Annotated in this window: 36 protein-coding genes; 6 read left to right on the forward strand and 30 right to left on the reverse strand. The window is 35.3% G+C overall.

The window, feature by feature from the left end; genetic code table 11:
• Nucleotides 1-79: 79 nt before the first annotated feature.
• From rpsK to rpsL, 29 genes are all read right to left on the reverse strand, one after another.
• The gene (gene rpsK, locus ACNH59_RS02760; protein WP_007803677.1) at nucleotides 80-463 is read right to left on the reverse strand and encodes a 30S ribosomal protein S11; all 384 of its coding nucleotides are present in this window, start codon (nucleotides 461-463) and stop codon (nucleotides 80-82) included.
• Nucleotides 464-471: 8 nt separating this feature from the next.
• Nucleotides 472-846, reverse strand: a complete 375-nt coding sequence (gene rpsM / locus ACNH59_RS02765) for a 30S ribosomal protein S13 (protein ID WP_035659214.1) — start codon at nucleotides 844-846, stop codon at nucleotides 472-474.
• Between the two features lie 2 nt (nucleotides 847-848).
• The gene (ykgO, locus tag ACNH59_RS02770; RefSeq protein WP_002987490.1) at nucleotides 849-965 is read right to left on the reverse strand and encodes a type B 50S ribosomal protein L36; all 117 of its coding nucleotides are present in this window, start codon (nucleotides 963-965) and stop codon (nucleotides 849-851) included.
• A gap of 11 nt (nucleotides 966-976) precedes the next feature.
• On the reverse strand, nucleotides 977-1,192 hold the full coding sequence (gene infA, locus ACNH59_RS02775) for a translation initiation factor IF-1 (protein WP_026714631.1): 216 nt from the start codon (nucleotides 1,190-1,192) through the stop codon (nucleotides 977-979).
• A gap of 4 nt (nucleotides 1,193-1,196) precedes the next feature.
• A complete protein-coding gene (secY, locus tag ACNH59_RS02780; protein ID WP_418263927.1) occupies nucleotides 1,197-2,543 on the reverse strand; it encodes a preprotein translocase subunit SecY in 1,347 nt (448 codons plus the stop codon).
• A 14-nt stretch (nucleotides 2,544-2,557) separates the two neighbouring features.
• Nucleotides 2,558-3,010 (reverse strand): 50S ribosomal protein L15, encoded by a 453-nt coding sequence (rplO, locus tag ACNH59_RS02785; RefSeq protein ID WP_418263928.1) that lies wholly within the window; start codon nucleotides 3,008-3,010, stop codon nucleotides 2,558-2,560.
• An 11-nt stretch (nucleotides 3,011-3,021) separates the two neighbouring features.
• Entirely contained in the window at nucleotides 3,022-3,204 is a 183-nt protein-coding gene (gene rpmD, locus ACNH59_RS02790) for a 50S ribosomal protein L30 (RefSeq protein WP_026706255.1), read from the reverse strand.
• 12 nt (nucleotides 3,205-3,216) lie between these two features.
• Entirely contained in the window at nucleotides 3,217-3,741 is a 525-nt protein-coding gene (gene rpsE / locus ACNH59_RS02795; protein ID WP_418263929.1) for a 30S ribosomal protein S5, read from the reverse strand.
• Between the two features lie 5 nt (nucleotides 3,742-3,746).
• Complete coding sequence (rplR, locus tag ACNH59_RS02800; protein WP_418263930.1) at nucleotides 3,747-4,097, reverse strand: 50S ribosomal protein L18; 351 nt, start codon at nucleotides 4,095-4,097, stop codon at nucleotides 3,747-3,749.
• Nucleotides 4,098-4,108: 11 nt separating this feature from the next.
• Nucleotides 4,109-4,651 (reverse strand): 50S ribosomal protein L6, encoded by a 543-nt coding sequence (gene rplF, locus ACNH59_RS02805; RefSeq protein WP_418263931.1) that lies wholly within the window; start codon nucleotides 4,649-4,651, stop codon nucleotides 4,109-4,111.
• An 18-nt stretch (nucleotides 4,652-4,669) separates the two neighbouring features.
• Nucleotides 4,670-5,068: a 30S ribosomal protein S8 gene (gene rpsH / locus ACNH59_RS02810; RefSeq protein WP_264617545.1), complete on the reverse strand. Its 399-nt coding sequence runs from the start codon at nucleotides 5,066-5,068 to the stop codon at nucleotides 4,670-4,672.
• Between the two features lie 71 nt (nucleotides 5,069-5,139).
• Nucleotides 5,140-5,409, reverse strand: a complete 270-nt coding sequence (gene rpsN, locus ACNH59_RS02815; protein WP_024981518.1) for a 30S ribosomal protein S14 — start codon at nucleotides 5,407-5,409, stop codon at nucleotides 5,140-5,142.
• 3 nt (nucleotides 5,410-5,412) lie between these two features.
• Nucleotides 5,413-5,964: a 50S ribosomal protein L5 gene (gene rplE, locus ACNH59_RS02820; protein WP_418263932.1), complete on the reverse strand. Its 552-nt coding sequence runs from the start codon at nucleotides 5,962-5,964 to the stop codon at nucleotides 5,413-5,415.
• 2 nt (nucleotides 5,965-5,966) lie between these two features.
• Nucleotides 5,967-6,281, reverse strand: coding sequence for a 50S ribosomal protein L24 (gene rplX, locus ACNH59_RS02825; protein WP_418263933.1), 315 nt, complete (start codon nucleotides 6,279-6,281; stop codon nucleotides 5,967-5,969).
• Nucleotides 6,282-6,292: 11 nt separating this feature from the next.
• Complete coding sequence (gene rplN, locus ACNH59_RS02830; protein ID WP_239868219.1) at nucleotides 6,293-6,661, reverse strand: 50S ribosomal protein L14; 369 nt, start codon at nucleotides 6,659-6,661, stop codon at nucleotides 6,293-6,295.
• A gap of 2 nt (nucleotides 6,662-6,663) precedes the next feature.
• Nucleotides 6,664-6,924, reverse strand: a complete 261-nt coding sequence (gene rpsQ / locus ACNH59_RS02835; protein WP_026706247.1) for a 30S ribosomal protein S17 — start codon at nucleotides 6,922-6,924, stop codon at nucleotides 6,664-6,666.
• A gap of 17 nt (nucleotides 6,925-6,941) precedes the next feature.
• A complete protein-coding gene (rpmC, locus tag ACNH59_RS02840) occupies nucleotides 6,942-7,133 on the reverse strand; it encodes a 50S ribosomal protein L29 (RefSeq protein WP_418263934.1) in 192 nt (63 codons plus the stop codon).
• 11 nt (nucleotides 7,134-7,144) lie between these two features.
• Nucleotides 7,145-7,570: a 50S ribosomal protein L16 gene (gene rplP / locus ACNH59_RS02845; RefSeq protein WP_007803637.1), complete on the reverse strand. Its 426-nt coding sequence runs from the start codon at nucleotides 7,568-7,570 to the stop codon at nucleotides 7,145-7,147.
• 18 nt (nucleotides 7,571-7,588) lie between these two features.
• Nucleotides 7,589-8,338: a 30S ribosomal protein S3 gene (gene rpsC, locus ACNH59_RS02850; RefSeq protein WP_418263935.1), complete on the reverse strand. Its 750-nt coding sequence runs from the start codon at nucleotides 8,336-8,338 to the stop codon at nucleotides 7,589-7,591.
• Nucleotides 8,339-8,344: 6 nt separating this feature from the next.
• On the reverse strand, nucleotides 8,345-8,755 hold the full coding sequence (gene rplV, locus ACNH59_RS02855) for a 50S ribosomal protein L22 (RefSeq protein WP_418263936.1): 411 nt from the start codon (nucleotides 8,753-8,755) through the stop codon (nucleotides 8,345-8,347).
• A gap of 6 nt (nucleotides 8,756-8,761) precedes the next feature.
• Nucleotides 8,762-9,040, reverse strand: coding sequence for a 30S ribosomal protein S19 (gene rpsS, locus ACNH59_RS02860; protein ID WP_007136562.1), 279 nt, complete (start codon nucleotides 9,038-9,040; stop codon nucleotides 8,762-8,764).
• A gap of 6 nt (nucleotides 9,041-9,046) precedes the next feature.
• The gene (rplB, locus tag ACNH59_RS02865) at nucleotides 9,047-9,871 is read right to left on the reverse strand and encodes a 50S ribosomal protein L2 (RefSeq protein ID WP_418263937.1); all 825 of its coding nucleotides are present in this window, start codon (nucleotides 9,869-9,871) and stop codon (nucleotides 9,047-9,049) included.
• A gap of 9 nt (nucleotides 9,872-9,880) precedes the next feature.
• On the reverse strand, nucleotides 9,881-10,171 hold the full coding sequence (gene rplW / locus ACNH59_RS02870) for a 50S ribosomal protein L23 (RefSeq protein WP_418263938.1): 291 nt from the start codon (nucleotides 10,169-10,171) through the stop codon (nucleotides 9,881-9,883).
• Between the two features lie 6 nt (nucleotides 10,172-10,177).
• The gene (rplD, locus tag ACNH59_RS02875; protein ID WP_418263939.1) at nucleotides 10,178-10,807 is read right to left on the reverse strand and encodes a 50S ribosomal protein L4; all 630 of its coding nucleotides are present in this window, start codon (nucleotides 10,805-10,807) and stop codon (nucleotides 10,178-10,180) included.
• On the reverse strand, nucleotides 10,807-11,424 hold the full coding sequence (gene rplC, locus ACNH59_RS02880; protein ID WP_418263940.1) for a 50S ribosomal protein L3: 618 nt from the start codon (nucleotides 11,422-11,424) through the stop codon (nucleotides 10,807-10,809). Before rplC ends, rplD begins: the two co-directional genes overlap by 1 nt.
• Nucleotides 11,425-11,579: 155 nt before the next feature.
• A complete protein-coding gene (gene rpsJ, locus ACNH59_RS02885; RefSeq protein WP_007803605.1) occupies nucleotides 11,580-11,885 on the reverse strand; it encodes a 30S ribosomal protein S10 in 306 nt (101 codons plus the stop codon).
• A gap of 10 nt (nucleotides 11,886-11,895) precedes the next feature.
• On the reverse strand, nucleotides 11,896-14,052 hold the full coding sequence (gene fusA / locus ACNH59_RS02890; RefSeq protein ID WP_418263941.1) for an elongation factor G: 2,157 nt from the start codon (nucleotides 14,050-14,052) through the stop codon (nucleotides 11,896-11,898).
• An 11-nt stretch (nucleotides 14,053-14,063) separates the two neighbouring features.
• On the reverse strand, nucleotides 14,064-14,540 hold the full coding sequence (gene rpsG / locus ACNH59_RS02895; RefSeq protein WP_366184918.1) for a 30S ribosomal protein S7: 477 nt from the start codon (nucleotides 14,538-14,540) through the stop codon (nucleotides 14,064-14,066).
• 96 nt (nucleotides 14,541-14,636) lie between these two features.
• Nucleotides 14,637-15,020 carry a 30S ribosomal protein S12 gene (gene rpsL, locus ACNH59_RS02900; protein WP_007136570.1) on the reverse strand — a complete coding sequence of 128 codons (384 nt, stop codon included), beginning with the start codon at nucleotides 15,018-15,020 and terminating at the stop codon, nucleotides 14,637-14,639.
• Between the two features lie 176 nt (nucleotides 15,021-15,196).
• On the opposite strand from rpsL, the gene ACNH59_RS02905 reads away from it, so the two are divergent.
• The 5 genes from ACNH59_RS02905 (at nucleotide 15,197) to rlmB (ending at nucleotide 23,567) form a co-directional block, all read left to right on the forward strand.
• Entirely contained in the window at nucleotides 15,197-16,903 is a 1,707-nt protein-coding gene (locus tag ACNH59_RS02905; RefSeq protein ID WP_418263942.1) for a hypothetical protein, read from the forward strand.
• 80 nt (nucleotides 16,904-16,983) lie between these two features.
• Nucleotides 16,984-20,139 carry a SusC/RagA family TonB-linked outer membrane protein gene (locus ACNH59_RS02910; protein WP_418263943.1) on the forward strand — a complete coding sequence of 1,052 codons (3,156 nt, stop codon included), beginning with the start codon at nucleotides 16,984-16,986 and terminating at the stop codon, nucleotides 20,137-20,139.
• A 13-nt stretch (nucleotides 20,140-20,152) separates the two neighbouring features.
• Nucleotides 20,153-21,859, forward strand: coding sequence for a SusD/RagB family nutrient-binding outer membrane lipoprotein (locus ACNH59_RS02915; RefSeq protein ID WP_418263944.1), 1,707 nt, complete (start codon nucleotides 20,153-20,155; stop codon nucleotides 21,857-21,859).
• An 11-nt stretch (nucleotides 21,860-21,870) separates the two neighbouring features.
• Complete coding sequence (locus tag ACNH59_RS02920; RefSeq protein WP_418263945.1) at nucleotides 21,871-22,767, forward strand: hypothetical protein; 897 nt, start codon at nucleotides 21,871-21,873, stop codon at nucleotides 22,765-22,767.
• A gap of 65 nt (nucleotides 22,768-22,832) precedes the next feature.
• Nucleotides 22,833-23,567 carry a 23S rRNA (guanosine(2251)-2'-O)-methyltransferase RlmB gene (gene rlmB, locus ACNH59_RS02925; RefSeq protein ID WP_418263946.1) on the forward strand — a complete coding sequence of 245 codons (735 nt, stop codon included), beginning with the start codon at nucleotides 22,833-22,835 and terminating at the stop codon, nucleotides 23,565-23,567.
• A 66-nt stretch (nucleotides 23,568-23,633) separates the two neighbouring features.
• Here the strand turns inward: rlmB and ACNH59_RS02930 are convergent, their stop codons facing one another.
• Complete coding sequence (locus ACNH59_RS02930; protein ID WP_418263947.1) at nucleotides 23,634-24,395, reverse strand: rhomboid family intramembrane serine protease; 762 nt, start codon at nucleotides 24,393-24,395, stop codon at nucleotides 23,634-23,636.
• A gap of 352 nt (nucleotides 24,396-24,747) precedes the next feature.
• Here ACNH59_RS02930 and ACNH59_RS02935 point away from each other — a divergent pair, with 352 nt between their 5' ends.
• The gene (locus ACNH59_RS02935; protein ID WP_418263948.1) at nucleotides 24,748-26,025 is read left to right on the forward strand and encodes a replication-associated recombination protein A; all 1,278 of its coding nucleotides are present in this window, start codon (nucleotides 24,748-24,750) and stop codon (nucleotides 26,023-26,025) included.
• The last annotated feature ends 105 nt before the right edge of the window (nucleotides 26,026-26,130 follow it).

The raw sequence follows: 26,130 nt of genomic DNA on the forward strand, positions 1-26,130 counted from the left end.
ATTAAGGTAGAGATTATGAATTCAGGTCATATCCTTCGATAATCGTTAATTCTACCTAGTTATACTTAATTAAAATTTATTAAACTCTACGTCTTTTAGGAGGACGACATCCGTTGTGAGGCATTGGAGTAACATCAATAATTTCAGTTACTTCGATTCCACCGTTATGAATAGAACGGATAGCAGACTCACGTCCGTTTCCTGGTCCTTTTACATAAACTTTCACTTTTTTAAGTCCAGCCTCAAGAGCTACTTTACTACAATCTTCTGCTGCCATTTGGGCTGCGTATGGAGTATTCTTTTTAGAACCTCTAAAACCCATTTTACCAGCTGAAGACCAAGAAATAACTTCACCTTTTTTATTAGTCAAAGAAATGATGATGTTATTGAAGGTAGCAGAAATATGAGCTTCTCCCGTTGATTCAACGATAACTTTACGTTTTTTTGCAGTTGCTTTAGCCATATTACTTATTATTTAGTTGCTTTTTTCTTGTTAGCAACAGTTTTTCTTTTACCTTTTCTAGTTCTAGAGTTATTCTTAGTTCTTTGTCCTCTTAATGGAAGACCAGTTCTATGACGAATTCCTCTATAACAACCAATATCCATTAAACGTTTGATGTTTAAAGAAACTTCAGAACGTAATTCTCCTTCAATTTTGAATGCTCCAACAGCTTCACGAATTGCTCCGATCTCGTCGTCATTCCAATCTTGAACTTTTTTATCTTGGCTTACTTGAGCTTTTTCTAAAATCTCAATAGCTCTACTTTTTCCTAATCCGAAGATATAGGTAAGTGCTATAACACCTCTCTTGTTTTTTGGGATATCTACCCCTGCTATTCTTGCCATAATTATCCTTGTCTTTGTTTAAATCTAGGATTCTTTTTGTTTATTACGTATAATCTTCCTTTTCTACGTACGATAATGCACTCGGCACTTCTCTTTTTTACTGATGCTCTTACTTTCATTGTGAATTCTTTTAATATCTATAAGTAATTCTTGCTTTAGACAAATCGTAAGGACTCATTTCTAGTTTCACCTTATCACCTGGTAATAATTTGATATAATGCATACGCATCTTTCCTGAAATATGAGCAATTACAACATGTCCATTCTCTAATTCTACACGGAACATCGCATTTGATAATGCTTCGATGATGCTACCGTCTTGTTCGATTGCTGATTGTTTTGCCATAAAATTAAGCTACTGCTTTTCTGTTTTTACCAGTTTTCATTAAACCATCATAATGTTTATTTAACAAATATGAATTGATCTGCTGGATTGTATCAATCGCAACACCAACCATAATTATCAATGAGGTACCCCCAAAAAACATTGCCCAAGATTGTTGAACATCCATAAGACTTACAACAATGGCTGGGAACACAGCTATTAGAGCAAGAAATAAAGATCCTGGAAAAGTAATTAAAGACATCACTTTATCTAAAAACTCAGAAGTTTCAACTCCCGGTCTAACACCTGGAATAAAACCACCACTTCTCTTCAAATCATCAGACATCTTATTAGTAGGTACTGTAATGGCAGTGTAGAAGAAAGTAAAAACAACAATTAAAGTTGCAAAAACTAAATTATACCAAAAACCAAACATATTACTAAAAGCGCCAACAATTGACTGCGAAGTATCTGACTTAGACAATCCAGCAACAGCCGCAGGGACAAACATGATTGCTTGAGCAAAGATGATAGGCATTACTCCTGAAGCATTAAGCTTCAAAGGAATCCATTGTCTATTACCACCCAACATATCTTGTTCAAAATCACCTGAAGCAGTACGACGAGCGTACTGAACTGGTATTTTACGTATTGCCATAGTTAACAAAACACAAGCAATGATCACTAATAACCATATAATAATTTCGATAACCAATAACATTGGCCCACCGTTGTTATTAGTAACTCTGGTTGTAAATTCTTGAATAAATGCCTGAGGAAATCTCGCTAGAATACCCACCATAATTAATAGTGAAATACCATTTCCAATTCCTTTATCAGTTATTTTTTCTCCTAACCACATGGCAAAAATTGTACCTGTAACTAAAATAACAACTGAAGAAAATAAGAATTCAAAAGAATTAAACCCTAATAAAAATGCACTACTAGGTAAAGTTCTATAAAGATTATAGATGTAGGTTGGCCCTTGAACTAAAGTAATAACAATAGTTAACCAACGTGTAATCTGATTGATCTTTTTTCTACCACTCTCACCATCACTTTGTAGTTTTTGCAAATAAGGAATCGCAATTCCCATAAGTTGAACAACAATAGATGCTGAAATGTAAGGCATAATTCCTAAAGCAAAAACTGATGCTTGTGAAAATGCACCTCCAGTAAACATGTCAAGAATTGAACCAATCCCTTCCTTAGTTTGACCCGCTAAATTAGCTAATTGAGTCGCATCTATTCCAGGAAGTGTTACTTGAGCTCCAAAACGATAAACTAAAAGTAAACCTAATGTAATTAAGATTCTGTTCTTTAGTTCTTCGATTTTCCAAACATTACTAATTGATTCAATAAATTTCTTCATACTTAATTGAAAAATTATATTGTTACAGCTTCTCCACCAGCAGCTTCAATAGCAGCTTTTGCAGTAGCAGTAAATTTGTGAGCAGTTACTTTTAATTTTGCTTTCAATTCTCCTCTTCCTAAAATCTTAACGATTTCATTCTTAGTAGCCAAACGGTTTGCTACATAAGTTGTCATATCGACACTGTCTGTAATTGCACCATTATCTACTAATAATTGAAGAGTATCCAAATTAACACCTTCGTATTCTTTACGGTTGATGTTTGTGAAACCAAACTTAGGCACACGTCTTTGAAGTGGCATTTGCCCTCCTTCAAAACCAATCTTTTTAGAATATCCAGAACGAGATTTTGCTCCTTTGTGACCTCTTGCAGAAGTACCACCTTTTCCAGAACCTTCTCCTCTACCTAATCTTTTATTTTGATTGTGTGTTGACCCTTCAGCTGGTTGTAAGTTACTTAAATTCATAACAGTATTTGTTATTTAGCTTCTTCAACAGAAACTAAGTGTTTAACTTTGTTTATCATCCCAAGGATTGCAGGGTTTGAATCATGTTCTACAACCTGACCCATTTTACGTAGACCTAAAGCTTCTAATCCTCTTTTTTGAGTAAGTGGACAGTTGATTTTACTTCTAACTTGTTTTACTAATAATTTAGCCATAATTTCCTTGAATTAACCTTTAAAAACTTTTTCTAAAGAAACACCTCTCTGTTTTGCAACAGTATAAGCACTTCTCATTTGTAATAAAGCATCAAAAGTTGCTTTTACTACGTTATGAGGATTTGATGATCCTTGAGATTTAGACAATACGTCATGAATCCCAACTGATTCAAGAACTGAACGAACAGCTCCACCAGCAATAACTCCTGTACCATGAGAGGCAGGAATTAAAAACACACGTGCACCACCAAATTTTCCTTTTTGTTCGTGAGGTACTGATTGACCATTCAAAGGAATTTTTACTAAATTTTTCTTAGCATCTTCTACCGCTTTCGCGATTGCTTCAGAAACATCTTTAGACTTCCCTAATCCATGTCCTACAACACCGTTTTCATCACCTACAACTACAATAGCAGAAAAACCAAATGCTCTACCACCTTTTGTAACTTTAGTAACACGATTTACACTCACCAAACGATCTTTTAATTCAAGACCTCCTGGTTTTACTATCTCTATACTTTTGTATTTATTAGACATACTTATTAGAATTTAAGCCCAGCTGCTCTCGCACCTTCAGCTAATGATTTAATACGACCGTGATATAAATAACCTCCTCTATCGAAAGTAACATTTTCTATTCCAGCTTTTAACGCTTTTTCTGCAACTAGTTTTCCAACAGCAGCTGCAACTTCAACGTTCGTACCTTTTCCTATTTCTTTTTCTCTTGATGAAGCAGCTAATAAAGTAACACCATTTACGTCATCAATAAGTTGCGCGTAAATTTCTTTGTTACTTCTAAAAACAGATAGTCTCGGTTTAGTAGCAATACCACTAATCGTCTTTCTAATTCTGAATCTAATTCTCTGTCTTCTTTCAGGTTTTGTTAATGACATAATCTTATTTTTTAAGCTGATTTACCTGCTTTTCTTCTTAATACTTCACCTACAAATTTAACACCTTTTCCTTTGTATGGTTCAGGTTTACGGAAACCTCTAATTTTTGCCGCAACTTGACCTAAAAGTTGTTTATCTAATGATGTTAATTTCACAATTGGGTTTTTACCTTTTTCAGATATTGTTTCTAAAGAAACTTCAGGAGCAACTTCTAAAATAATATTGTGAGAAAATCCAAGAGCTAAATCTAATTTTTGTCCTTGATTAGAAGCTCTATAACCTACTCCTACCAACTCTAAAGATTTAGTAAAACCTTCTGTTACTCCAATAATCATATTATTGATTAATGATCTATACAAACCGTGTTTTGCTCTTTGGTCTTTATGATCAGATGATCTTTCAACTTGAACTTGATCACCTTCAACTGTTACAGTTACGTCCGAAAACTCCTGTGTAAGTTGACCGTTTTTTCCTTTTACTGTAATAATACCATCAGCAACTGAAACAGTTACTCCAGCAGGGATTACAATTGGACTTTTACCTATTCTTGACATCTTCTTATCGTCTTTTTATTAGTATACGTAACAAATTACTTCTCCACCAACGTTAAGTTGTTTTGCTTTTTTTCCAGTCATCAAACCTTTGGATGTAGAAACGATAGCAATTCCTAATCCGTTAAGGATTCTTGGAATAGAAGCTGAACTTGAATATTTACGTAAACCTGGTTTACTAATTCTTTGGATATCTTTAATCACAGGCTCTTTAGTATCTTTATCATACTTTAAAGCAATTTTGATTGAACCCTGAACAGAGTTGTCTTCAAATTTGTAACTTAAGATATAACCTTGATCAAATAAGATCTTAGTAATTTCTTTTTTTAGATTAGATGCAGGAATTTCGACAACTTTGTGGTTTGCAGCCACAGCGTTTCTAACCCTTGTTAAATAATCTGCAATAGGATCTGTATACATATGTATAAATTTGCGGTTATGGTTTTCTCCGGACTCTCCTTCGAACCTTTAACCAATTAAAATTCAATTTTTTACCAAGAAGCTTTTTTAACCCCTGGTATCAACCCATTGTTAGCCATTTCACGGAAAGTTACACGTGAAATACCGAATTGACGCATATACCCTCTTGGTCTACCTGTTAATTTACATCTATTGTGCAAACGAACAGGCGAAGCATTTTTCGGTAATTTTTGCAAACCTACGAAATCTCCAGCTTCTATCAAAGCTTTTCTTTTCTCAGCATATTTCGCTACCGTTTTTTCTCTCTTAACCTCACGGGCTTTCATTGATTCTTTAGCCATATCTTAATTCTTTTTAAAAGGTAATCCTAATTCAGCCAATAATGACTTTGCTTCCTTGTCTGTTTGAGCAGTTGTAACAAACGTAATATCCATACCAGATATTTTGTTTACTTTGTCAATATCAATTTCTGGGAAAATGATTTGCTCTAAAATTCCAAGGTTGTAGTTTCCTCTTCCGTCGAAACCAGTAGCTTTAATTCCACCGAAATCTCTAACACGTGGCAAAGCAGAAGTAATAAGTCTATCTAAAAACTCATACATTCTTTCTCCACGCAAAGTAACTTTAGCTCCAATTGGCATTCCTTTTCTCAATTTAAAAGACGCAACGTCTTTCTTAGAGATAGTAGCTACCGCTTTTTGTCCAGTTATCTTTGTCAACTCATCCACTGCATAGTCAATAAGTTTTTTGTCAGAAACAGCTGCTCCAACACCACGGCTTAAAACGATTTTTTCAAGTTTAGGAACTTGCATTACGTTTACATATCCGTACTCTTCTTTAAGAGCAGAGATAACTCTACTCTTATATTCTTCTTTTAGTCTAGGTATATATGCCATTACTATAGTACTTGATTAGATTTTTTTGAAAATCTTACTTTCTTATCTCCTTCAACTCTAATACCTACTCTTGTTGCTTCCTTAGATTTAGGATCAATTAGAGAGATGTTAGAAATTTGAATTGAAGCTTCTTTTTTTACAATTCCACCTTGAGGGTTTTTTGCACTTGGTTTCGTGTGTTTTGAAACCATGTTCACACCTTCTACGATAGCTTTGTTTTTCTCACGGTCCACACGTAATACTTTACCTTCTTCACCTTTATGGTCTCCAGCAATTACTCTTACGATGTCACCTGTTTTTATTTTTAGCTTTATCATCTTAAAACGAATTAAAGCACTTCTGGTGCTAATGATACAATTTTCATGAATTGTTTTTCACGAAGTTCTCTTGCTACCGGTCCAAAAACACGAGTTCCTCTCATTTCCCCTGCAGCGTTCAAAAGAACACATGCATTGTCATCGAAACGGATATAAGAACCATCGGCTCTTCTCACTTCTTTTCTGGTACGCACTACAACTGCAGTTGAAACAGCTCCTTTTTTCACGTTCCCGTTTGGAGTTGCATCTTTGATAGAAACTACAATCTTATCACCAACTGAAGCATACCTTCTTTTGGTACCTCCTAAAACACGGATAGTTAAAACTTCTTTAGCTCCTGTGTTATCTGCTACTTTTAGTCTTGATTCTTGTTGTACCATAATTATTTAGCTCTTTCTAGGATTTCAACTAATCTCCAACATTTTGATTTACTTAAAGGACGCGTTTCGCTAATTCTTACAGTATCTCCAATGTTACAGTCGTTTGTTTCGTCATGTGCTACAAATTTCTTTGTTTTCAACACGAACTTACCGTATAATGGGTGTTTTACTTTAGTAACTTGTGCAACAACAATAGATTTATCCATTTTGTTTGAAGTTACAACACCAATTCTTTCTTTTCTTAAATTTCTTTTTTCTTCCATCTTTCAGCAGATTACAATTATTGCAATTCTCTTTTAGTTAACTCAGTAGCTAATCTTGCAACTGTTTTTCTCATACTTCTAATTTGAAGCGGATTTTCAATTGGAGAGATTGCGTGAGCCATTTTTAGGTCAGCATATGTTTTCTTAGCCTGGCTAAGGTTTTCTTGCAACTGTGCTGCAGAAAGATCTTTTATTTCTGATTGTTTCATAATAATATAGATTATGCTTCGAAATCTCTAGCAACAACGAATTTAGTTTTTACTGGAAGTTTTTGAGCTGCAAGACGTAATGCCTCTTTTGCAACTGACAATGGAACTCCACCAACTTCAAACATAATTCTTCCGGGTTTAACAACGGCAGCCCAATACTCAACTGCACCTTTACCTTTACCCATACGTACCTCAAGAGGTTTCTTAGTAATTGGTTTGTCTGGAAATATTTTGATCCATAATTGTCCCTCTCTCTTCATAAAACGAGTTGCAGCGATACGTGCAGCTTCGATTTGACGAGAAGTTAAGAACATTCCATCTTCATGTACAGATTTAATACCAAACATTCCATTAGAAAGTTCATGCCCTCTTTGAGAGTTCCCTTTCATTTTACCTTTTTGTACCTTACGGTATTTTGTTCTTTTAGGCTGTAACATTTTTCTTTAATTTAAAAATTACTTTCTTTTACGAGCGTCTGGTTTTCCACCTTTATTGAAGTTAGATTTCCCACGAGGAGAATCTCCACCTTTGCCGCCAGCTTGTTTTTTATCCATTCCAGCAAGTGGAGAAAGATCTCTCTTTCCGTAAACCTCACCTTTCATGATCCACACTTTGATTCCCATTCTACCGTAAGTAGTATGCGCCTCAGCTAATGCATAATCAATATCGGCTCTGAAAGTTGATAGAGGAATTCTTCCTTCTTTGAAACCCTCTGAACGAGCCATCTCAGCACCATTCAAACGACCAGAAATCAAAACTTTGATACCTTCAGCGTTCATACGCATAGAAGCAGCAATAGCCATTTTGATTGCACGTCTGTAAGAAATACGGCTTTCGATTTGACGACAGATGCTTGTAGCAACTAGATACGCGTCAAGTTCAGGTCTTTTAATTTCAAAGATGTTGATTTGAACCTCTTTGTCAGTAATTTTCTTAAGTTCCTCTTTCAACTTGTCTACCTCTTGACCACCTTTTCCGATAATAATACCAGGTCTAGCAGTAGTGATAGTAACGGTTACAAGTTTTAAAGTTCTTTCGATAATTACTTTAGATACACTAGCTTTTGATAAACGAGCATGGATATACTTTCTGATTTTGTGATCTTCAGCGATTTTATCACCATAATCATTTCCACCATACCAGTTTGAGTCCCATCCTCTGATGATACCAAGTCTATTTCCAATTGGATTTGTCTTTTGTCCCATCTTGTATTAATTTGCTTGTGTGTTATTAATAGATCCAAGCACGATTGTTACGTGATTAGAACGTTTTCTAATTCTGTGTGCGCGACCTTGAGGAGCTGGACGAAGTCTTTTCAACATCATTCCACCATCTACTCTAATCTCCTTAACAAATAATCCTGCTTCTTCAATACTAGCTTCAGCGTTTTTTTGCTCCCAATTGTTGATTGCAGATAAAACTAACTTCTCTAATTTTCTTGAAGCTTCTTTAGAACTAAATCTTAAAATGTTAAGTGCTCTTTCTACCTTCTGACCTCTTACCAAGTCCGCTACTAAGCGCATTTTTCTAGGTGAAGTAGGGCAGTTATTCAATTTCGCGAAAGCAATAGACTTATTAGCCTCTTTTCTCGCATCTGCTGTTTCTCTTTTACGAACTCCCATTGCTTCTTATTTTTTACCTTTATTTTTTGCTCCAGCATGACCTCTAAAAGATCTAGTTGGTGAAAATTCTCCTAATTTGTGACCTACCATGTTCTCTGTTACGTAAACTGGTACAAATTGACGACCGTTATGAACTGCGATAGTCTGTCCAACGAAGTCAGGAGTAATCATAGAAGCTCTAGACCAAGTCTTTACTACCCCTTTATTTCCACCTGCTATGTTTTCTTGAACTTTCTTGTCTAACTTATAATGAACGAAAGGTCCTTTTTTTAATGAACGTGCCATATCTTATTATTTCTTTCTACGTTCTACGATATACTTGTTACTCGGGTTTTTCTTAGAACGTGTTCTATAACCTTTTGCTGGTAATCCATTTCTTGAACGTGGATGTCCACCAGAAGAACGTCCTTCTCCACCACCCATTGGGTGATCAACAGGGTTCATCGCTACAGGTCTTGTTCTAGGTCTTCTACCTAACCATCTAGTTCTACCTGCTTTACCAGATACTACTAATTGGTGGTCAGAATTAGAAACTGCTCCAATTGTTGCTGAACAAGTCAACAAGATTAATCTTGTTTCTCCTGAAGGCATTTTAATTGTAGCAAACTTTCCATCTCTTGCCATTAATTGAGCAAAAGTTCCAGCTGAACGAGCAATTACAGCTCCTTGACCTGGTCTTAACTCGATACAAGAGATTACAGTTCCTAATGGAATTCTGCTTAAAGGCAAAGTATTTCCAATTTCTGGTTGAGATTCAGGACCAGAAACTAATTTCTGACCAACTTTCAAACCATTTTGAGCAATTACATAAGTTTTCTCTCCATCAGCATACGCTAATAAAGCAATAAATGCAGTACGATTTGGATCGTATTCGATTGATTTCACTGTAGCCGGAATTCCGTCTTTAGTTCTTTTGAAATCAATAATACGATATCTCTGCTTGTGACCACCACCAACGTAGCGCATGGTCATCTTTCCTTGACTATTTCTACCTCCAGAGTTTTTTATCGGCGCTATCAAAGAGCGTTCCGGCTTATCAGTTGTAATGGCGTCATAACCATTCACAACTCTAAATCGCTGACCTGCGGTAATAGGTTTTAATTTTCTTACTGACATTGTTATATCTTAGATATTGTTGTAAAAATCAATTGTTTCTCCTTCTTGTACTTGTACAATTGCTTTTTTGATAGCATTTGTCTTTCCACTGATTAAACCACTTTTAGTGTATTTAGTAGTCCTATCCGGTCTAACATTCATTGTATTAACACTTAACACAGTTACACCATAAGCAGCCTCAACAGCTTTCTTAATTTCAACTTTGTTTGCTTTTTTGTTAACAACGAACCCAAAACGATTTAAAACTTCACTTTCTTTGGTTACTTTTTCCGTTACTATAGGTTTAATTATGATACTCATATCCTATTATTTACTTAAATTTTCTTCAATTACTTCCAAAGAACTCTCCAAAAGCACTAAATTATTAGCATTTAAAATAGCGTAAGTACTTAATTCTGAACTACTTACAACATTAGACGCTTTTAAATTGCGTGACGACAAATATACATTTTTATTCGACTCACCCAACACAAATAGTGATTTTTTATTTTCTAACTCTAAAGCTTTCAAAACGTTAATGAAATTTTTAGTGTTTGGCTTTTCAAAATTAAAGTCTTCAAGAACAATAATATTTGATTCTTTTGCTTTAATTGAGAAAGCAGATTTTCTAGCCAATCTCTTCAAGTTTTTATTCAATTTGAATGAATAACTTCTTGGTCTTGGACCGAAAACAGTTCCTCCTCCTTTAAACAATGGATTCTTAGCACTACCCGCACGAGCTGTACCAGTTCCTTTTTGTTTTTTAATCTTACGTGTACTTCCCGCAACTTCAGCTCTTTCTTTAGCTTTGTGCGTTCCTTGTCTTTGATTAGCTAAATATTGCTTAACATCAAGATATACAGCGTGATTATTTGGTTCAATTGCGAATACTGAATCAGAAAGTTGCACTTTTCTTCCAGTATCTTTTCCGTTGAAATCTAATACTTTTACTTCCATTACTTCTCGATGATTACATAAGAGTTATTATGCCCAGGAACACATCCTTTAACAACAAGTAGATTCTTTTCAGCAACTACTTTTAACACTCTAAGGTTTTGAACTTTAACATTGTCACTTCCCATTCTTCCAGCCATACGCATTCCTTTGAATACTCTAGATGGATAAGATGACGCTCCTACAGAACCTGGCGCTCTTAAACGGTTGTGTTGACCGTGAGTTGCTTGACCAACACCACCAAAACCGTGACGTTTTACAACCCCTTGAAAACCTTTACCTTTAGAGACACCTTGTACATCTACAAATTCTCCTTCTTCAAAAATAGAAACATCAATAAGATCTCCTAATTTTTGCTCAGTTGCAAACTCCTTGAATTCAACGACTTTTTTCTTAGCAACAGTTCCCGCTTTTTTAAAGTGACCTAAAGCCGCTTTTGTGGAATGCTTCTCGTTTTTGTCATCGAAACCAAGTTGCAACGCTTCATACCCGTCAACACCTTTGGTTCTGACTTGGGTAACAACACATGGTCCAGCCTCAATTACAGTACAAGGAATATTTTTCCCGTTCTCATCAAAAAGACTAGTCATGCCGATTTTTCTACCAATTAACCCAGACATAAATATTAATTATTAATTATTAAATATAAAAATAGAACACATCATTTAAGTGAACCCTTATTTTTAAAGTGGTGCAAAAGTATAACTTATTTACACACAATCCAAAAAAAGTTTTCACTTAAACAAAGTGCCCTTAATTTCCCTTAGTAAGAAACCTAAACTTTGATTTCTACTTCAACTCCACTAGGCAATTCTAATTTCATCAAAGCATCAATTGTTTTAGATGAAGAAGAGTAAATATCAATTAATCTCTTGTATGACATTACCTCGAATTGCTCTCTTGCTTTTTTATTAACGTGCGGAGAACGTAGAACAGTGAAAAGTTTTTTGTGAGTTGGCAATGGAATTGGACCTGTAACAACTGCACCTGTAGTTTTAACCGTTTTTACAATCTTTTCAGCAGACTTGTCTACCAACATGTGATCGTAAGATTTTAGTTTTATTCTGATTTTTTGACTCATTTTCTTAAAATTAAGCGTTTCCTTTTGCTTTTTTGATTACTGCCTCTGAAATATTAGCAGGCGTTTCAGTGTAGTGTGAAAATTCCATTGTAGAAGTTGCACGACCAGAAGACAATGTTCTTAATGTAGTTACATATCCAAACATTTCTGATAATGGCACATCAGCTTTGATAGTTTTAGCTCCATTTCTGTCACCCATATCATTCACTTGACCTCTACGACGGTTGATATCACCTACAATATCTCCCATGTTTTCTTCAGGAGTAATCACTTCCATTTTCATAATTGGCTCTAAAATAACTGCACCTGCAGCTTTAGCAACCTCTTTATAACCCATTCTTGCCGCTAATTCAAAAGAAAGAGCATCAGAATCCACAGGGTGGAAAGATCCGTCTAACAAAGTAACCTTCAAACTATCCACTTGGTATCCTGCAAGAGGACCAGCTTTCATAGCTTCACGGAAACCTTTCTCTACAGAAGGAATATATTCTTTAGGAACGTTACCTCCTTTTACTTCGTTCACAAATTGCAATCCTACAGGAACTTTACCATCAACTTCGTCAGCTGGCTCAACACGGAAAACGATATCTCCAAATTTACCACGACCTCCAGATTGTTTCTTGTAAGTTTCTCTGTGTTGTGCCGTTTTTGTAAAAGCTTCTTTGTACTCAACTTGAGGCTCACCTTGGTTCACTTCAACCTTGAATTCACGCTTCATACGATCTACAAGGATATCTAAGTGAAGCTCACCCATACCCGAGATAATAGTTTGCCCTGAAGCCTCATCAGTTCTAACAGTAAACGTTGGATCCTCTTCAGCCAATTTAGCCAAAGCCATACCCATTTTATCTACGTCAGCCTTAGTTTTAGGCTCAATAGCAATACCAATTACCGGAGCAGGGAATTTCATTGACTCAAGAATAATTGGGTGTTTTTCATCACACAAAGTATCTCCAGTTTTGATATCTTTAAATCCAACAGCAGCTCCAATATCCCCAGCCTCAATATATTCGATTGGGTTTTGCTTGTTAGCATGCATTTGGTAGATACGAGAAATTCTTTCTTTGTTCCCAGAACGAGTGTTTAAAACATAAGAACCTGCATCTAAACGTCCTGAATAAGCACGGAAGAAAGCCAAACGCCCTACGAATGGGTCAGTCGCAATTTTAAATGCCAAAGCCGCGAAAGGTTCTTTTACATCTGGACGACGTAAGATTTTAGTCTGATCCTCTTCTAACAATTCAGCATCGTCAGGGTGAATCCCTTGAATACCTTCTTTATCCAAAGGAGATGGCAAGTATTTACACACTGCATCTAACATAAATTGAACTCCTTTGTTTTTAAAAGAAGAACCAGCAATCATTGGGATGATTGCCATATCCATAGTTGCAGCTCTAAGCGCTACATTGATCTCCTCCTCAGTAATAGAGTCTGGATCTTCCATGTATTTATCAAGCAAGTTCTCATCGTAATCTGCAACAGCTTCAATAAGAATATCTCTATATTCTTTTACTTCATCAACCATATCCGCAGGGATATCAATAATATCAAAAGTAGCACCTTGAGTCGCATCATGCCATACAATAGCCTGATTTTTAACCAAATCAACAACACCTCTAAAGTCATTTTCTTCACCAATTGGCAAAGTAATGGCAACAGCGTTTGATTTCAACATATCTCTAACTTGTTGACATACGTTCAAAAAGTTAGACCCTTGACGGTCCATTTTATTAACGAATCCCATACGAGGAACTCTATATTGATCAGCAAGTCTCCAGTTAGTTTCTGATTGAGGCTCAACACCATCAACAGCACTAAACAAGAAAACCAACCCATCCAATACACGCAAAGAACGGTTTACCTCTACAGTAAAGTCAACGTGTCCAGGAGTATCAATAATATTAAAGTGGTATGGTAATGTTTCTGGCAAAGGTCTACCTTGCTCAGTTGGGAAATTCCACTCACAAGTGGTTGCAGCAGAAGTAATTGTAATACCTCTTTCTTGCTCTTGTGCCATCCAGTCCATTGTTGCAGCACCATCGTGCACTTCACCAATTTTATGTGATTTTCCAGTATAAAAAAGAATACGCTCCGTTGTTGTTGTTTTACCAGCATCAATATGAGCCGCAATTCCAATATTTCTTGTATATTTTAAGTCTCTAGCCATTTCTTTTTGAATTAAAATCTAAAGTGAGAGAAAGCTTTATTAGCTTCTGCCATTTTGTGAGTATCCATTCTTTTCTTAACAGCAGCCCCTTCTTCTTTAGCAGCAGCTAAACATTCTGAAGCTAATCTTTGAGCCATTGACTTTTCATTTCTTCTTCTTGCATAAAGAATCAACCATTTCATAGCCATAGAAATCTTTCTATCTGGTCTAATTTGCATTGGAATTTGGAATGTAGCTCCACCAACTCTACGGCTACGTACTTCTACGTGAGGCATAACATTAGTCAAAGCATCTTTCCATATTTCTAATGATGGTTTCTCTGCATCTTGCTTTTTAGCTTCGATGATGTCAATTGCATCATAAAACACTTTAAAAGCTGTTGATTTCTTACCGTCCCACATTAAGTTGTTTACAAAACGCGTTACCAATTGGTCATTAAACCTTGGATCTGGTAAAAGTGGTCTTTTCTTTGCCGCTCTTTTTCTCATTTCTTTGTTTTTAAAAAAAGTTTCAATTTAAAACAATAAAACACTCACCTATTTACACAGGCAATGCTTCAGAATCTTAAATCCCTAACTAATTAATTACTTTTTTGCTTCTTTTGGGCGTTTAGCACCGTACTTAGATCTTCTTTGCGTTCTACCTGCTACTCCTGACGTATCTAGAGCACCACGAACGATGTGATATCTAACACCTGGTAAATCTTTTACCCTTCCACCTCTAACTAATACTATCGAGTGCTCTTGTAAATTGTGTCCTTCTCCAGGGATGTAAGCATTTACCTCATTACCATTTGTCAAACGTACACGCGCTACTTTACGCATTGCAGAGTTTGGTTTTTTTGGTGTAGTAGTGTAAACACGCGTACAAACCCCTCTTCTTTGAGGACAAGAATCTAAAGCAACCGATTTACTCTTCTTAGTTATCTGAGTTCTTCCTGTTCTTACTAATTGTTGAATTGTTGGCATAATTAATACTAAAAATTATTATGATATTAAATTCCCGCTTTTTACGGGGTTGCAAATGTATAAATTATTTTTAACTCTACAAATGTTAATTCATTAATTTTCAACAAGATTATTTATACTTTTGATTTTATTGCCAATCCGATGATATTTGCATTAATTTTATAAAAATATTTTTTTTGAAGCGATTCCTACTCATCTTTTCTCTATCCCTTTTTGGTTTGACTTCGTCTGCCCAAAATTTCCATTTAATTATCAACGGAAATACTAATAGTCAAACTAAAATAATTGACTCGATTGGATACAATAACAAACACAAGGATGCAAAATCCGCCTATAACGAAGCCCTATCCATAACCAACAAGCTGTCGCAAATAGGCTACATAGAAAACAAACTTCTTAATTTTGACAAAAAAAACGACTCCACCTATATAAGTCTAGTCAATATTGGCGAACAAATAAAATTCGTACACCTATACATAGGGGCATATTCAAACTTAAAAAGCATCCTTGCCACCAATCAAAGTCAAGACAGCTTATTTATCCCTTTCATCGAAATTCAAGACTTCTTGAATCAAACCCTTCAAAAAGCAGAACAAAAAGGTTTTGCCTTAACCGAATTGAAACTAGAAAAACTCAAAAAAAAGGGACATACACTATTTGCTGAAATTTATTTCAACCTAGGAATCACAAGAACAATTGACGAAATTGTAACAAACTACTACAACCCAAACAACACAAAAGAAAAACTACCAAAGGGACATATTAAACAATTGAACAAAAAATACAATAAGCAAATCTTTAACAAAAATAGTGTTGAAAAAATTTACCGTGATTTTGAGAAATTTAGATTCGTTAGTCAAACTAAATATCCCGAAACACTACTATTAAATGACACTACCAAAGTTTATGTATATTTAGAAAAAAGAAAGTCTAATAATTTTGATGGCTATATTGGATTTAACACAGACGACAACAGCAAACTTACACTAAACGGTTACCTTGATTTAACATTAGAAAACACCATAAAAGCAGGAGAACAATTTTCTATCTACTGGAAAAGTGACGGAAACAACCAAAAGACTTTTAGGTCATTCCTAGAACTGCCTTATATCTTCAACAGTAACTTCGGTTTAAAAGCACTGATAAACATATTTAAACAGGATAGCATATTTCAAAATACCAAAACAGCGCTAGACTTAGGCTACCTAATCAGCTACGACAGCCGTATTTATTTAGGATATCAATCTACTGAATCCAGTAATATCCAAAACTCGAGCAGCAGTGCAGTTCCAGATTTCAACAGTGCTTTTTTTACCACTAATTTCGAATACAACAACATCGATTACGACCTTTCACTTTTTCCAGAAAAGACAAAATTTTCCATTACAACTGGCATCGGAAAAAGAACGAATAACAATCTTTCCGAAGAAACAGAAACAACCCAACAATACTATATTGACCTCAAAGCCTCCCATACCTTTGCCTTCAACAAAAAAAATTATCTAAATATCAACAGTCAAAATTTCTACTTAAAAAGCAGTAATTACCTTATCAATGAGCTCTACCGATTTGGTGGTATAAATTCCATCAGAGGATTTTCAGAAAACAGCTTTCAAGCTCAATCGTTTATTAGTATTTTAACCGAATACCGATATATAGTCTCTACCAATTTATACCTGCACTCCATTTTGGACTACTGTATCTACAAGGACCCTTTTTTAACTGAAAATAAACTTGACACATTAACTGGAGTTGGTTTTGGAATTGGACTACAAACAAAAAATGGATTATTAAAAATAACATTTGCAAATGGCATAGAAAAAAATCAAAAAACAGATTTTTACAACACTATTATCAGCTTAAATTACAATATTCGCTTCTAAACTGTAAAAAAAACAATTCTTAATTAGGATGCTTAACATTTTTTTAAGAATTTTGAACTACTAATTCAAATTTTTTTAAAATGAAACTAAAATTCAATGGAATCTTGGTTCTTTTTCTAATGTTTTTTACCCAAATCACATTTGCACAAGAAAGAATCGTAACTGGAATAGTTTTAGACGATGCTGGCATGCCTTTACCAGGTGCCAGTATACTTGTCAAAGAAACAAAATCCGGCACACAAACTGATTTTGACGGAAAGTTCGCTGTCAAGGCCTCCGCAAAACAAACGCTTATCATTACCTATATTGGCATGGAGACCATCGAAGTCAAAGCCTCCTCCTCCAATCTAAATGTAAAGCTAAAATCTACATCAACCGAACTTGAAGGCGTAGTGGTAACTGCCTTTGGAATTAAAAGAAACCCTAAAAACCTTGGATACTCTGTAAGTTCCATCAAATCAGATGAGATTACTGAAAATTCAGAACCCGATTTAGTACGTTCCCTTTCAGGTAAGGTGGCAGGTGTTAACGTAAATTTTTCGAACGGTACTGCAGGAGCGGCCAATCAGATTACCATTAGAGGTATCTCCACTTTTACAGGAAACACACAACCCTTAATCATTGTAGACGGAATCGCATATGACAACACTCAAATCAATACTTCATCAAAAGTAACTGGTGGCGGTGGTGGCGCATACGAATCTGCCTTATCAAGTTTAGACCCAAATAACATTGCTTCTGTCAATGTATTAAAAAGTACCACTGCATCAGCATTATACGGATCTAGAGCCGTAAATGGTGTTATCGTTATTACAACCAAATCAGGATCAACAAGTAGTAAAAGATCTGAAAAATTCAAAATCAATGTTGGAACTTCTACTTATTTTGAAAACATAGCCAACCTACCAGACTACCAAAATACTTATGGAGCAGGAACTCGATTTTCATATCAAAACTCAAACGGATCTTGGGGCCCTCGATTCGATTCTCTTGAAACAATCCCAACTTGGCCAACTCTATTAGAAGCATTTCCAGAAATAGGACCAACAGTTCCCTATGTTGCCAAACCTAATAACGTAAAAGATTTATTCCGAACAGGTAAGGTTATCGAAAATACCGTTGGCTTTAACTATACTGGAAACGAAGGGAATTTTTCTACTACTATTTCGGACTTAAGACAAGATGGTTATATTCCTTATAATAGTTTTGACAGAACATCTATTTCGATGGGTGGAAATTTCAAACTCTCCAAAAAACTAACCTTTGGAGGAAACATGAGCTATTCAACAACAGACCAAATAGGAGGTTTTACAGGAAATCAACAATTTGACGGTAACTCTTCTTCGTTTGCACGTTCTTTAATTTTAGCACGTAACTGGGACTTGAACCTACCTTTTGAAAACCCTACAACAGGAGTATCAATCACACCGAATGGTACTGTTTTTGATCACCCATTTTGGTCACTCAAGCACGACCAAATTATCACAAACACCAATAGAACGGTTTCAGGAATCAACATCAATTACGAATTCAATAAAAACATTTCTGCCTCCTATAGAGCTGGTATTAACAGATACAATTTAAAAAGAACAGAAATACGTGATTTAAATTCAAAAGCTGATAGCGGACTTGGTTCTTTAAAAACAGATGAATTCAATAATGAAGACATCGAAAGCACCCTTTTAATCAATTTAGATTATCAATTAACTGAAGATATCGGTTTAAAAACTATACTAGGACACAATATTTTACAGAACAAAAATTCAAGATTATCCAATTCAGGAAAACAATTTAAAGTTCCGGATGTCTTTAATCTCAGTAATGTACTGACGATTGCAAATCTAATTGATGATAATTATGAGAAAAGAAACATTGGTGTTTTTGCAGATGTAACCTTTTCCTTTAAAGACTATTTATTCATCAATGCAACAGGCAGAAATGACTGGAGTTCTACTTTACCAAAGGACAATAATTCCTACTTCTACCCTTCCATTAGCGCCTCATTTATTCTTACAGATGCTTTAAAAATAGAAAGTAATGTACTTACTTTTGCAAAAATTAGAGGTGGATACGCAAAAACTGCTAGAGACGCAGCCTCAGAATTTTTGAATACATCGTTCTTGTTAGATGACTCCTATAATTCCATTCCCACTATAGGAAATTCGGCATCACTTTCAGACCAAAACATTAAACCTGAATTTACGAATGAATTTGAAGTAGGTGCTGATTTAGAATTCTACAATAGAAGAATCGCTTTGGATGTCAGTTTATACAAAAAAACTACAACTAACTTAATTACTCCAATTACTGTTCCTGAATCAAGTGGGTACCAAAAATTCAATACCAATTTAGGCGAAATGCAAAATAAAGGAATTGAGATTGGACTGACCCTTGTCCCTATTCAAACTAATGAATTCAAATGGTCATTGTTTAGTACTTTTACTAAAAACAAAAACGAAGTAACACAATTAATCGAAGGCTTAGACCGTTTTGCACTTGACATTGATGAAGTTTCCTATGTAATTCCTGGACAGTCGTTTGGAGTTTTCTACGGTACTAAATTTGCTCGTGATAACGAAGGAAATTTTTTGATTAACAAACCTACAGGAGGAATTGTTCAAGCACAAGAAAATGGAATTATAGGGGACCCAAATGCTGATTTCAAAATGAGCTTCATCAACACCCTCACCTATAAAGGCTTTACTTTAAGATCACAATTTGACTGGAAACAAGGAGGAGATATCAAATCTACTACCATTACTGATTTATTAGGACGTGGGGTAACCAAAGACACCGAGGACAGAGAAGGCACCTTTATCATTCCTGGGTTTTATGGTGATAATCAAGGAAACCTAATCTTAGACAGTTCCAATAACAAAATCCCAAATACGACACAACTAAGCATGAATGAGCTTTACTTTTCTCCATCAGGATCCAATACATTCGGAATCAATAGTGTGGACGAAGCTTCAATTTATGATGGAACGGTATTTAGATTAAGAGAACTAAGCCTAACTTACGACATTCCAGCAAAATACCTAAAGAAAAGTCCATTTGGACAAATTTCATTAAGTGCGATAGGCAGTAACTTATGGTATTTTGCACCTAATGTACCAAAGTACACCAATTTTGATCCAGAAATCACAAGTTATGGTTCTTCAAATTTACAAGGTATCGAAGTAGCTTCTGCTCCAACAGCAAAAAGATACGGCTTTAAACTTAACCTAACTTTCTAATACACATAACATCATGAAACTTTTAATAAACAAAAAGAATCTATTTTATAAAATGATCGTGTTTTTAGGAACATTATTATTTACTGTAGGTTGCAGCGATTACTTAGATGTAAATACTGATACCGACAACCCTAAAACAGCTCCACTTGATCTTTTACTGACTAAAACCCAAGTCAACCTAAGTAAAGTAGGCGATTTTGATATTTACTCAGGAAGCGTCTTAGAAGTATATACCCATCAAATGACCACTAGGGAAGATCACGATCAGTACAACAACAAACCCGATAATATCTTCTTATCAAATGACTGGGGAACTGTTTACCTGACGTTAACTGATATTGAAACCCTGATTCAACAATCAGAGGCATCTGGAAATTTAGCATACCTAGGAATTGCACAAATGCAAAAAGCTTATTTAATCGCTTGTGCTGTTGATTTATGGGGAGATGTTCCTTACTCAGAAGCTACACAATTAAAAAACAATATCATTAGTCCAAAATTTGACAATCAAAAAGAAATTTATAAATCGGTTTTCAATTTAATAGAAACAGCCAAAACAAACCTTGGAAGTGCCCAAACAGCTAAAAAACCAGGTAAAGATGATTTATTCTACGGAGGTGACACTGCCAAATGGATTAGGTTTGCCAATACTTTTAAACTTAAATTATACAATCAAACTCGATTGACTAATGATTTTGATCAGCTAGGTTTTGATGCTCTTGTTTTAGAAAATAACTTTTTTACTTCTAATGCTGATGACTTCCAATTTACTCATACTGCAAATGTAGCCCCTAGTGACGAAAGAAACAGGTATTTTTATCAATCCTACAACAGTACTCAATTTGAAGCTTATCAAAGTCCATGGTTTTACGAAATATTAATGGGAATGAATCCTAACATTCATAATGGAAATCCTGACCCAAGAATTCCTTACTATTTTTTCAACCAATTAAAATCAGGCGTATTACCTCCTGATCAAGGTGACAAAGACACCAACAATCCAAAAGCAGATTATTGGGATAGCAAAACAGGCTTTTTCAGTATCCGTTTTGGAAGTGTAGGCCCATACAAAGACAGTAGTGCCGAAAACTCATATACTTACCCTGGAATCTTTCCTGCAGGGGGAAGATATGATGATGGCCAAGGCGGCATAATGAGTTCTACCACGGCCACAGGAATCGCTCCTCATCGCATACTAACCTACGATGAATTTCTATACATAGAAGCTGAATTGATGCATGCAACAAAACTTTCAGGAAATCCCGGTGCAAAATTAAAAGAAGCGATAGAAGCCAGTTTTGCTAAAGTTGATCAAGTTGTCAAAAACAACAAATCTACTCAAGTAATCCCTGTGCTTGTGGGTTCATCAGCCGTAAACACCTATATTGATAATATCATGACGGAATACAATTCGGCATCAGCATCCAAAAAACTGGAGATTATTATGACTCAAAAGTGGATAGCTACCTATGGAGACCCATTGGATCAATACAATGATTACAGAAGAACAGGATACCCAATTTTGGCTAATCCAAATTCAACAACTAGAGAATACCAACTAGACAATGGTGACGGTTTCCCATTAATTGACTCGCAAACAGTTCTGAACAGTCCGTACCAAGTATCCTTCTTTTGGCCACAAAGTGAGCTAAACGTTAATAGAAATTCACCTCAACAAAAGAATCCAGCAACCTACAAAATCTTTTGGGACGTTGACTAAAAAATAAAAACATGAAAAATATTATATATACATTCAAAATTATTATGTTCTCCATGCTATTGATAGCTTGCGAGAATGATGGTGGAGACTCAAAAATAGCTATTGATAGAGCAGCTATTCCTAATATCCAAAAAACAGCAACCTCTGACAGTTTTATCAATTTAGTAGATTTAAATAACAATCAACCTATAAATTTAGAACTAAGCGTTGCGGTTGCTTATGGAGACATTAGTTCTATGGATATCGTTGGTTTTTACACACAAGGAAATACTACTTATAAGAGTATTTTAAAAGCAAATCAGACTACGTTTCCTCTAACTTTGAGTTTTACCGCACAAGATATTATCAGTGCGTTCTCCGTACTCAATACAAAAGAAGATTTTAAAATTGGTGACAAGCTTATTATTTCTGCAAATGTCACATTGAAAAACGGAAAGGTTTACAAAATTTACGATGACAATGGTGAACCTAATTTTGGTTCAGACGTCTCGAACTCTGTACAATATAGTGTAGGTCAAACATTTTTGGTGTCTTGTCCTTCCTTTTTAGCAGGAACTTACTCCTATAGTACTACAAATATTGGAGATGGAGTCTTTTTCACAACCGACAATTATACTGGATCAGTTACTTTTACAGATAAATCTGGAGGTATCTATGAAATCTCAGATGGAACTTTTGGAGGATATGATTACTTGTATGGTGAAACAGCAACAGGAGTACAACTACAAGACATCTGTAACAAGATTTCTTTTAAAGGTACAAACCAATATGGTGACAGTTTTACTATGACGAATTTAGTAGTTAACGGAAACAAACTTTCTTTTCATTGGGAAACCTCCTATGGAGAATTTGGCGACACCACCTTAACAAGAACAGACAATACAAACTGGCCTGATTTAACTTTATAAAAACGAGCTATTTTTAAAAAAGTCCATCCTCCCAAAAAGGATGGATTTTTTTATATATTTGCGCCATGGAAAAAGAACATCAAATATTTGGGATTAGAGCAATCATCGAAGCGATTCAATCAGGAGCAACAGTAGATAAAGTATATATTCAGAAAGAAGCTTCAGGCGAATTGATGAAAGACTTGATGAAGGTGATGAAACGTGGAAACATTAATTTCTCCTACGTGCCAGTTGAAAAATTGAATCGATTAACCCCAAACAACCACCAAGGTGCTGTAGCGAGCATCTCTCCTATTTCTTTTTTTGATTTAGAAAATTTAATTGACACCGTTATTGAAAACGGAAAAACACCACTATTTTTAGTATTGGATCAAGTATCCGACGCTAGAAATTTTGGAGCAATTATCCGTACCGCTGAATGTACAGGTGTCAATGGAATTATCATTCAAAAATCAGGTTCTGCACCTGTTAATGGAGACACAGTAAAAACATCAGCTGGTGCTGTATTTAACATTCCGATTTGTAAAGTAGAACATATTAAAGATGCTATATTCTTACTACAGGCTAGCGGCATCAAAACGGTAGCTGCAACGGAGAAAACAGACCAAAATATATTTGATATTTCATTAAAAGAAGGAACCGCTATCATCATGGGTTCTGAAGATCGTGGAGTAAACCCTTCGGTACTTAAAATTGTAGATGAAAAAGCAAAGTTACCTATGTTTGGAACCATCGGCTCCTTGAACGTATCTGTAGCTTGTGGTGCTTTTTTATATGAAGCGGTGAGACAAAGACAATAAAAAATTGGGGATTTACGACTGAGGATTTAGGATTTAAAATTCTAGGTCTAAAAAATATAAAACGAATTAAGACTCCGGTTCTGATTCGTTTTTTTTGTTTTCGGTAATTTCATAGTTCACATTCCAATCTGAATAAAAATAATCTTCCGTTTCTGGTTCAGGAATTGGGAGGTTGACAAAATTTCCGTTTTCATCAAAACGTTGCATAAATTTATCTTCTGATGGATTGTAATCTGGATGCTCCCAATCATACTTAATAGGTTTTTGGTATTCGGATGATTTTTTAGAAAATGCCAATACTAAACCTGTAATGAAGCCAGCTAAATGACCTTCCCAAGACACAACTTCATCTACTTTTGGAAAAACATACCATACCATTCCACCATAAATTAAAATAACGGTTAGCGACAAAGCTACCAAACGATAATATTTGGTACGAATTCCTTTGAAAAAAATAAAACTAAACAACACATATATTAATCCGCTGGCTCCTATATGATAACTAGAGCGACCAATCATCCACGTTCCTAATCCTGAGAACAAGATTCCAAAAACTATAACTGAAAAGGATTCTTTGGCATAAAAAAATTGCAAAGCAGCTAATAACACTAACAATGGAAGTGAATTATTGTACAAATGACTCAAGTCTGAATGGACAAAAGGACTAAAAACCACACCTTGTAAACCCGAAAAGGTCCTTGGGTAAATTCCGTTTTCTATGAAGTCGAAATCAAAACGAATTTGGAGCCAATACACTACCCAAAGTGAAAGCACAAAAAAAAGTGGCAAGCCCCAGACCCTATTTGTATATTTAAAATGATTGTCCATATATGTGATTTTACAACACCAGACTCAATAATGTATCCAAAAGCAATTTAATGCAATTTTGTCATATCCTCTCAAGGAACAAATTATATTTTTCAATTGATTTATAATTGATATCACGATCTTCTTTTTAGCTCAGTTAATCCAAAAGCATCGGAAGCGTTCTTTTTCTTGTTTTATTATGGAGAAGATATAGCGCAGCGTTTCATATGAGGGCAACCGAACTGATAAAGGAAATAGCTCCTAATTAAAAATAGATTGATTATTTTTGTCGAAATGATTTCAGATTTTTGATTGCTTCACCAGTTCGAATGGAGCACTCAGGTACCGAATTCTGATTTTAGATTTAAAAACAATGGAAGCACCCTTAGCAGAACGCATACGTCCACAGTCACTAGAAGAGTACATCAGTCAAGCACACCTTGTGGGTCCGAATGGCTCTTTGACACAACAAATAGCGAGAGGAATTATCCCCTCATTACTTTTATGGGGACCTCCTGGTACAGGGAAAACAACTTTGGCCCAAATTATTGCTCAAGAATCTAAGCGTCCCTTTTATGTTTTAAGCGCCATTAATTCTGGCGTAAAAGATATTCGAGAGGTCATTGACAAAGCCAAGCAAAGTGGTGGTTTGTTCACAACCAAAAACCCGATTTTATTTATTGATGAAATTCACCGTTTTAGCAAATCACAGCAAGATTCCTTACTAGCGGCGGTAGAAAAAGGCTGGATTACATTGATAGGAGCAACTACTGAAAACCCTAGTTTTGAAGTCATTCCTGCTTTACTTTCACGTTGTCAGGTGTATATATTAAATCCGTTTACCAAGGAAGACTTAGAGTCCTTATTAGTGAGAGCGCTAAAAACTGATACTTATTTACAGACTAAAAAAATAGAATTAGCTGAAACAGAGGCCTTGATGCGACTTTCAGGCGGTGATGGACGCAAACTACTAAATATTTTTGAACTAGTCGTAAATGCCTCTGCTGGAGACCAAATTACAATCACAAACGACCGTGTTTTAGAATTAGTACAACAAAATACGGTTTTGTATGACAAAAGTGGCGAACAACACTATGACATTGTTTCTGCCTTTATTAAATCAATTCGCGGAAGCGATCCTAACGGAGCGGTTTATTGGTTGGCACGTATGATTGAAGGTGGTGAAGATGTAAAATTTATTGCTAGACGCATGCTCATTGCTGCTAGTGAAGATATAGGTAATGCTAACCCTACTGCACTGATTATGGCCAATAATACTTTTCAAGCTGTAACAACTATTGGTTACCCTGAAAGCCGCATTATATTAAGCCAATGCGCCGTTTATTTAGCAACTTCTCCTAAAAGTAACGCCAGTTATATGGCTATAAATCATGCACAGCAACTGGTAAAACAAACGGGGGATTTATCGGTTCCTATTCATTTGCGTAATGCACCTACCAAATTAATGAAAGAATTAGGCTATGGTGACGACTATAAATACTCACATGATTATGCCAATAATTTTGAACCGCAAGAATATTTACCAACTGAATTATCAGAAACCGTTTTATATAATCCTGGTCATAATTCTCGAGAAAATACAACTAGAGAATTTTTGAAAAACCGCTGGAAAGATAAGTATGGGTATTAGGCTTTTGTTTCAATTTCAAGTTTTGGAACGTATCTTTTTATTCATATTATCCTTTTATCTTCTAATCGTTATCCACTTCCTTTTAACCTCTAATTTTCGAAAAAC

Origin of the sequence: Flavobacterium faecale (assembly GCF_048320115.1) — a bacterium.
Taxonomy (GTDB): domain Bacteria; phylum Bacteroidota; class Bacteroidia; order Flavobacteriales; family Flavobacteriaceae; genus Flavobacterium; species Flavobacterium faecale_A.

What these genes read in the sequence shown, in the direction of transcription:
- rplP (WP_007803637.1), bottom strand. Translation starts at nt 7,570, where the DNA reads ATGTTACAGCCTAAAAGAACAAAATACCGTAAGGTACAAAAAGGTAAA.
- ACNH59_RS02920 (WP_418263945.1), top strand. Translation starts at nt 21,871, where the DNA reads ATGAAAAATATTATATATACATTCAAAATTATTATGTTCTCCATGCTA.
- rpsC (WP_418263935.1), bottom strand. Translation starts at nt 8,338, where the DNA reads ATGGGACAAAAGACAAATCCAATTGGAAATAGACTTGGTATCATCAGA.
- rplX (WP_418263933.1), bottom strand. Translation starts at nt 6,281, where the DNA reads ATGATAAAGCTAAAAATAAAAACAGGTGACATCGTAAGAGTAATTGCT.
- rpsS (WP_007136562.1), bottom strand. Translation starts at nt 9,040, where the DNA reads ATGGCACGTTCATTAAAAAAAGGACCTTTCGTTCATTATAAGTTAGAC.
- ACNH59_RS02930 (WP_418263947.1), bottom strand. Translation starts at nt 24,395, where the DNA reads ATGGACAATCATTTTAAATATACAAATAGGGTCTGGGGCTTGCCACTT.
- rpsN (WP_024981518.1), bottom strand. Translation starts at nt 5,409, where the DNA reads ATGGCTAAAGAATCAATGAAAGCCCGTGAGGTTAAGAGAGAAAAAACG.
- ykgO (WP_002987490.1), bottom strand. Translation starts at nt 965, where the DNA reads ATGAAAGTAAGAGCATCAGTAAAAAAGAGAAGTGCCGAGTGCATTATC.
- rpsM (WP_035659214.1), bottom strand. Translation starts at nt 846, where the DNA reads ATGGCAAGAATAGCAGGGGTAGATATCCCAAAAAACAAGAGAGGTGTT.
- rpsJ (WP_007803605.1), bottom strand. Translation starts at nt 11,885, where the DNA reads ATGAGTCAAAAAATCAGAATAAAACTAAAATCTTACGATCACATGTTG.
- rplW (WP_418263938.1), bottom strand. Translation starts at nt 10,171, where the DNA reads ATGAGTATCATAATTAAACCTATAGTAACGGAAAAAGTAACCAAAGAA.
- rpsH (WP_264617545.1), bottom strand. Translation starts at nt 5,068, where the DNA reads ATGTATACAGATCCTATTGCAGATTATTTAACAAGGGTTAGAAACGCT.
- rlmB (WP_418263946.1), top strand. Translation starts at nt 22,833, where the DNA reads ATGGAAAAAGAACATCAAATATTTGGGATTAGAGCAATCATCGAAGCG.
- rplN (WP_239868219.1), bottom strand. Translation starts at nt 6,661, where the DNA reads ATGGTACAACAAGAATCAAGACTAAAAGTAGCAGATAACACAGGAGCT.
- ACNH59_RS02910 (WP_418263943.1), top strand. Translation starts at nt 16,984, where the DNA reads ATGAAACTAAAATTCAATGGAATCTTGGTTCTTTTTCTAATGTTTTTT.
- rplV (WP_418263936.1), bottom strand. Translation starts at nt 8,755, where the DNA reads ATGGGAGTTCGTAAAAGAGAAACAGCAGATGCGAGAAAAGAGGCTAAT.
- ACNH59_RS02915 (WP_418263944.1), top strand. Translation starts at nt 20,153, where the DNA reads ATGAAACTTTTAATAAACAAAAAGAATCTATTTTATAAAATGATCGTG.
- rplO (WP_418263928.1), bottom strand. Translation starts at nt 3,010, where the DNA reads ATGAATTTAAGTAACTTACAACCAGCTGAAGGGTCAACACACAATCAA.
- rplF (WP_418263931.1), bottom strand. Translation starts at nt 4,651, where the DNA reads ATGTCAAGAATAGGTAAAAGTCCAATTGTAATCCCTGCTGGAGTAACT.
- rpsQ (WP_026706247.1), bottom strand. Translation starts at nt 6,924, where the DNA reads ATGGAAGAAAAAAGAAATTTAAGAAAAGAAAGAATTGGTGTTGTAACT.
- rpmD (WP_026706255.1), bottom strand. Translation starts at nt 3,204, where the DNA reads ATGGCTAAATTATTAGTAAAACAAGTTAGAAGTAAAATCAACTGTCCA.
- rpsG (WP_366184918.1), bottom strand. Translation starts at nt 14,540, where the DNA reads ATGAGAAAAAGAGCGGCAAAGAAAAGACCACTTTTACCAGATCCAAGG.
- rpsK (WP_007803677.1), bottom strand. Translation starts at nt 463, where the DNA reads ATGGCTAAAGCAACTGCAAAAAAACGTAAAGTTATCGTTGAATCAACG.
- fusA (WP_418263941.1), bottom strand. Translation starts at nt 14,052, where the DNA reads ATGGCTAGAGACTTAAAATATACAAGAAATATTGGAATTGCGGCTCAT.
- rpsL (WP_007136570.1), bottom strand. Translation starts at nt 15,020, where the DNA reads ATGCCAACAATTCAACAATTAGTAAGAACAGGAAGAACTCAGATAACT.
- infA (WP_026714631.1), bottom strand. Translation starts at nt 1,192, where the DNA reads ATGGCAAAACAATCAGCAATCGAACAAGACGGTAGCATCATCGAAGCA.
- rplC (WP_418263940.1), bottom strand. Translation starts at nt 11,424, where the DNA reads ATGTCTGGGTTAATTGGTAGAAAAATCGGCATGACTAGTCTTTTTGAT.
- rplR (WP_418263930.1), bottom strand. Translation starts at nt 4,097, where the DNA reads ATGTCATTAACAAAACCTGAAAGAAGACAGAGAATTAGATTCAGAATT.
- rplD (WP_418263939.1), bottom strand. Translation starts at nt 10,807, where the DNA reads ATGGAAGTAAAAGTATTAGATTTCAACGGAAAAGATACTGGAAGAAAA.
- ACNH59_RS02935 (WP_418263948.1), top strand. Translation starts at nt 24,748, where the DNA reads ATGGAAGCACCCTTAGCAGAACGCATACGTCCACAGTCACTAGAAGAG.
- rpsE (WP_418263929.1), bottom strand. Translation starts at nt 3,741, where the DNA reads ATGTCTAATAAATACAAAAGTATAGAGATAGTAAAACCAGGAGGTCTT.
- secY (WP_418263927.1), bottom strand. Translation starts at nt 2,543, where the DNA reads ATGAAGAAATTTATTGAATCAATTAGTAATGTTTGGAAAATCGAAGAA.
- rplE (WP_418263932.1), bottom strand. Translation starts at nt 5,964, where the DNA reads ATGGCATATATACCTAGACTAAAAGAAGAATATAAGAGTAGAGTTATC.
- rplB (WP_418263937.1), bottom strand. Translation starts at nt 9,871, where the DNA reads ATGTCAGTAAGAAAATTAAAACCTATTACCGCAGGTCAGCGATTTAGA.
- rpmC (WP_418263934.1), bottom strand. Translation starts at nt 7,133, where the DNA reads ATGAAACAATCAGAAATAAAAGATCTTTCTGCAGCACAGTTGCAAGAA.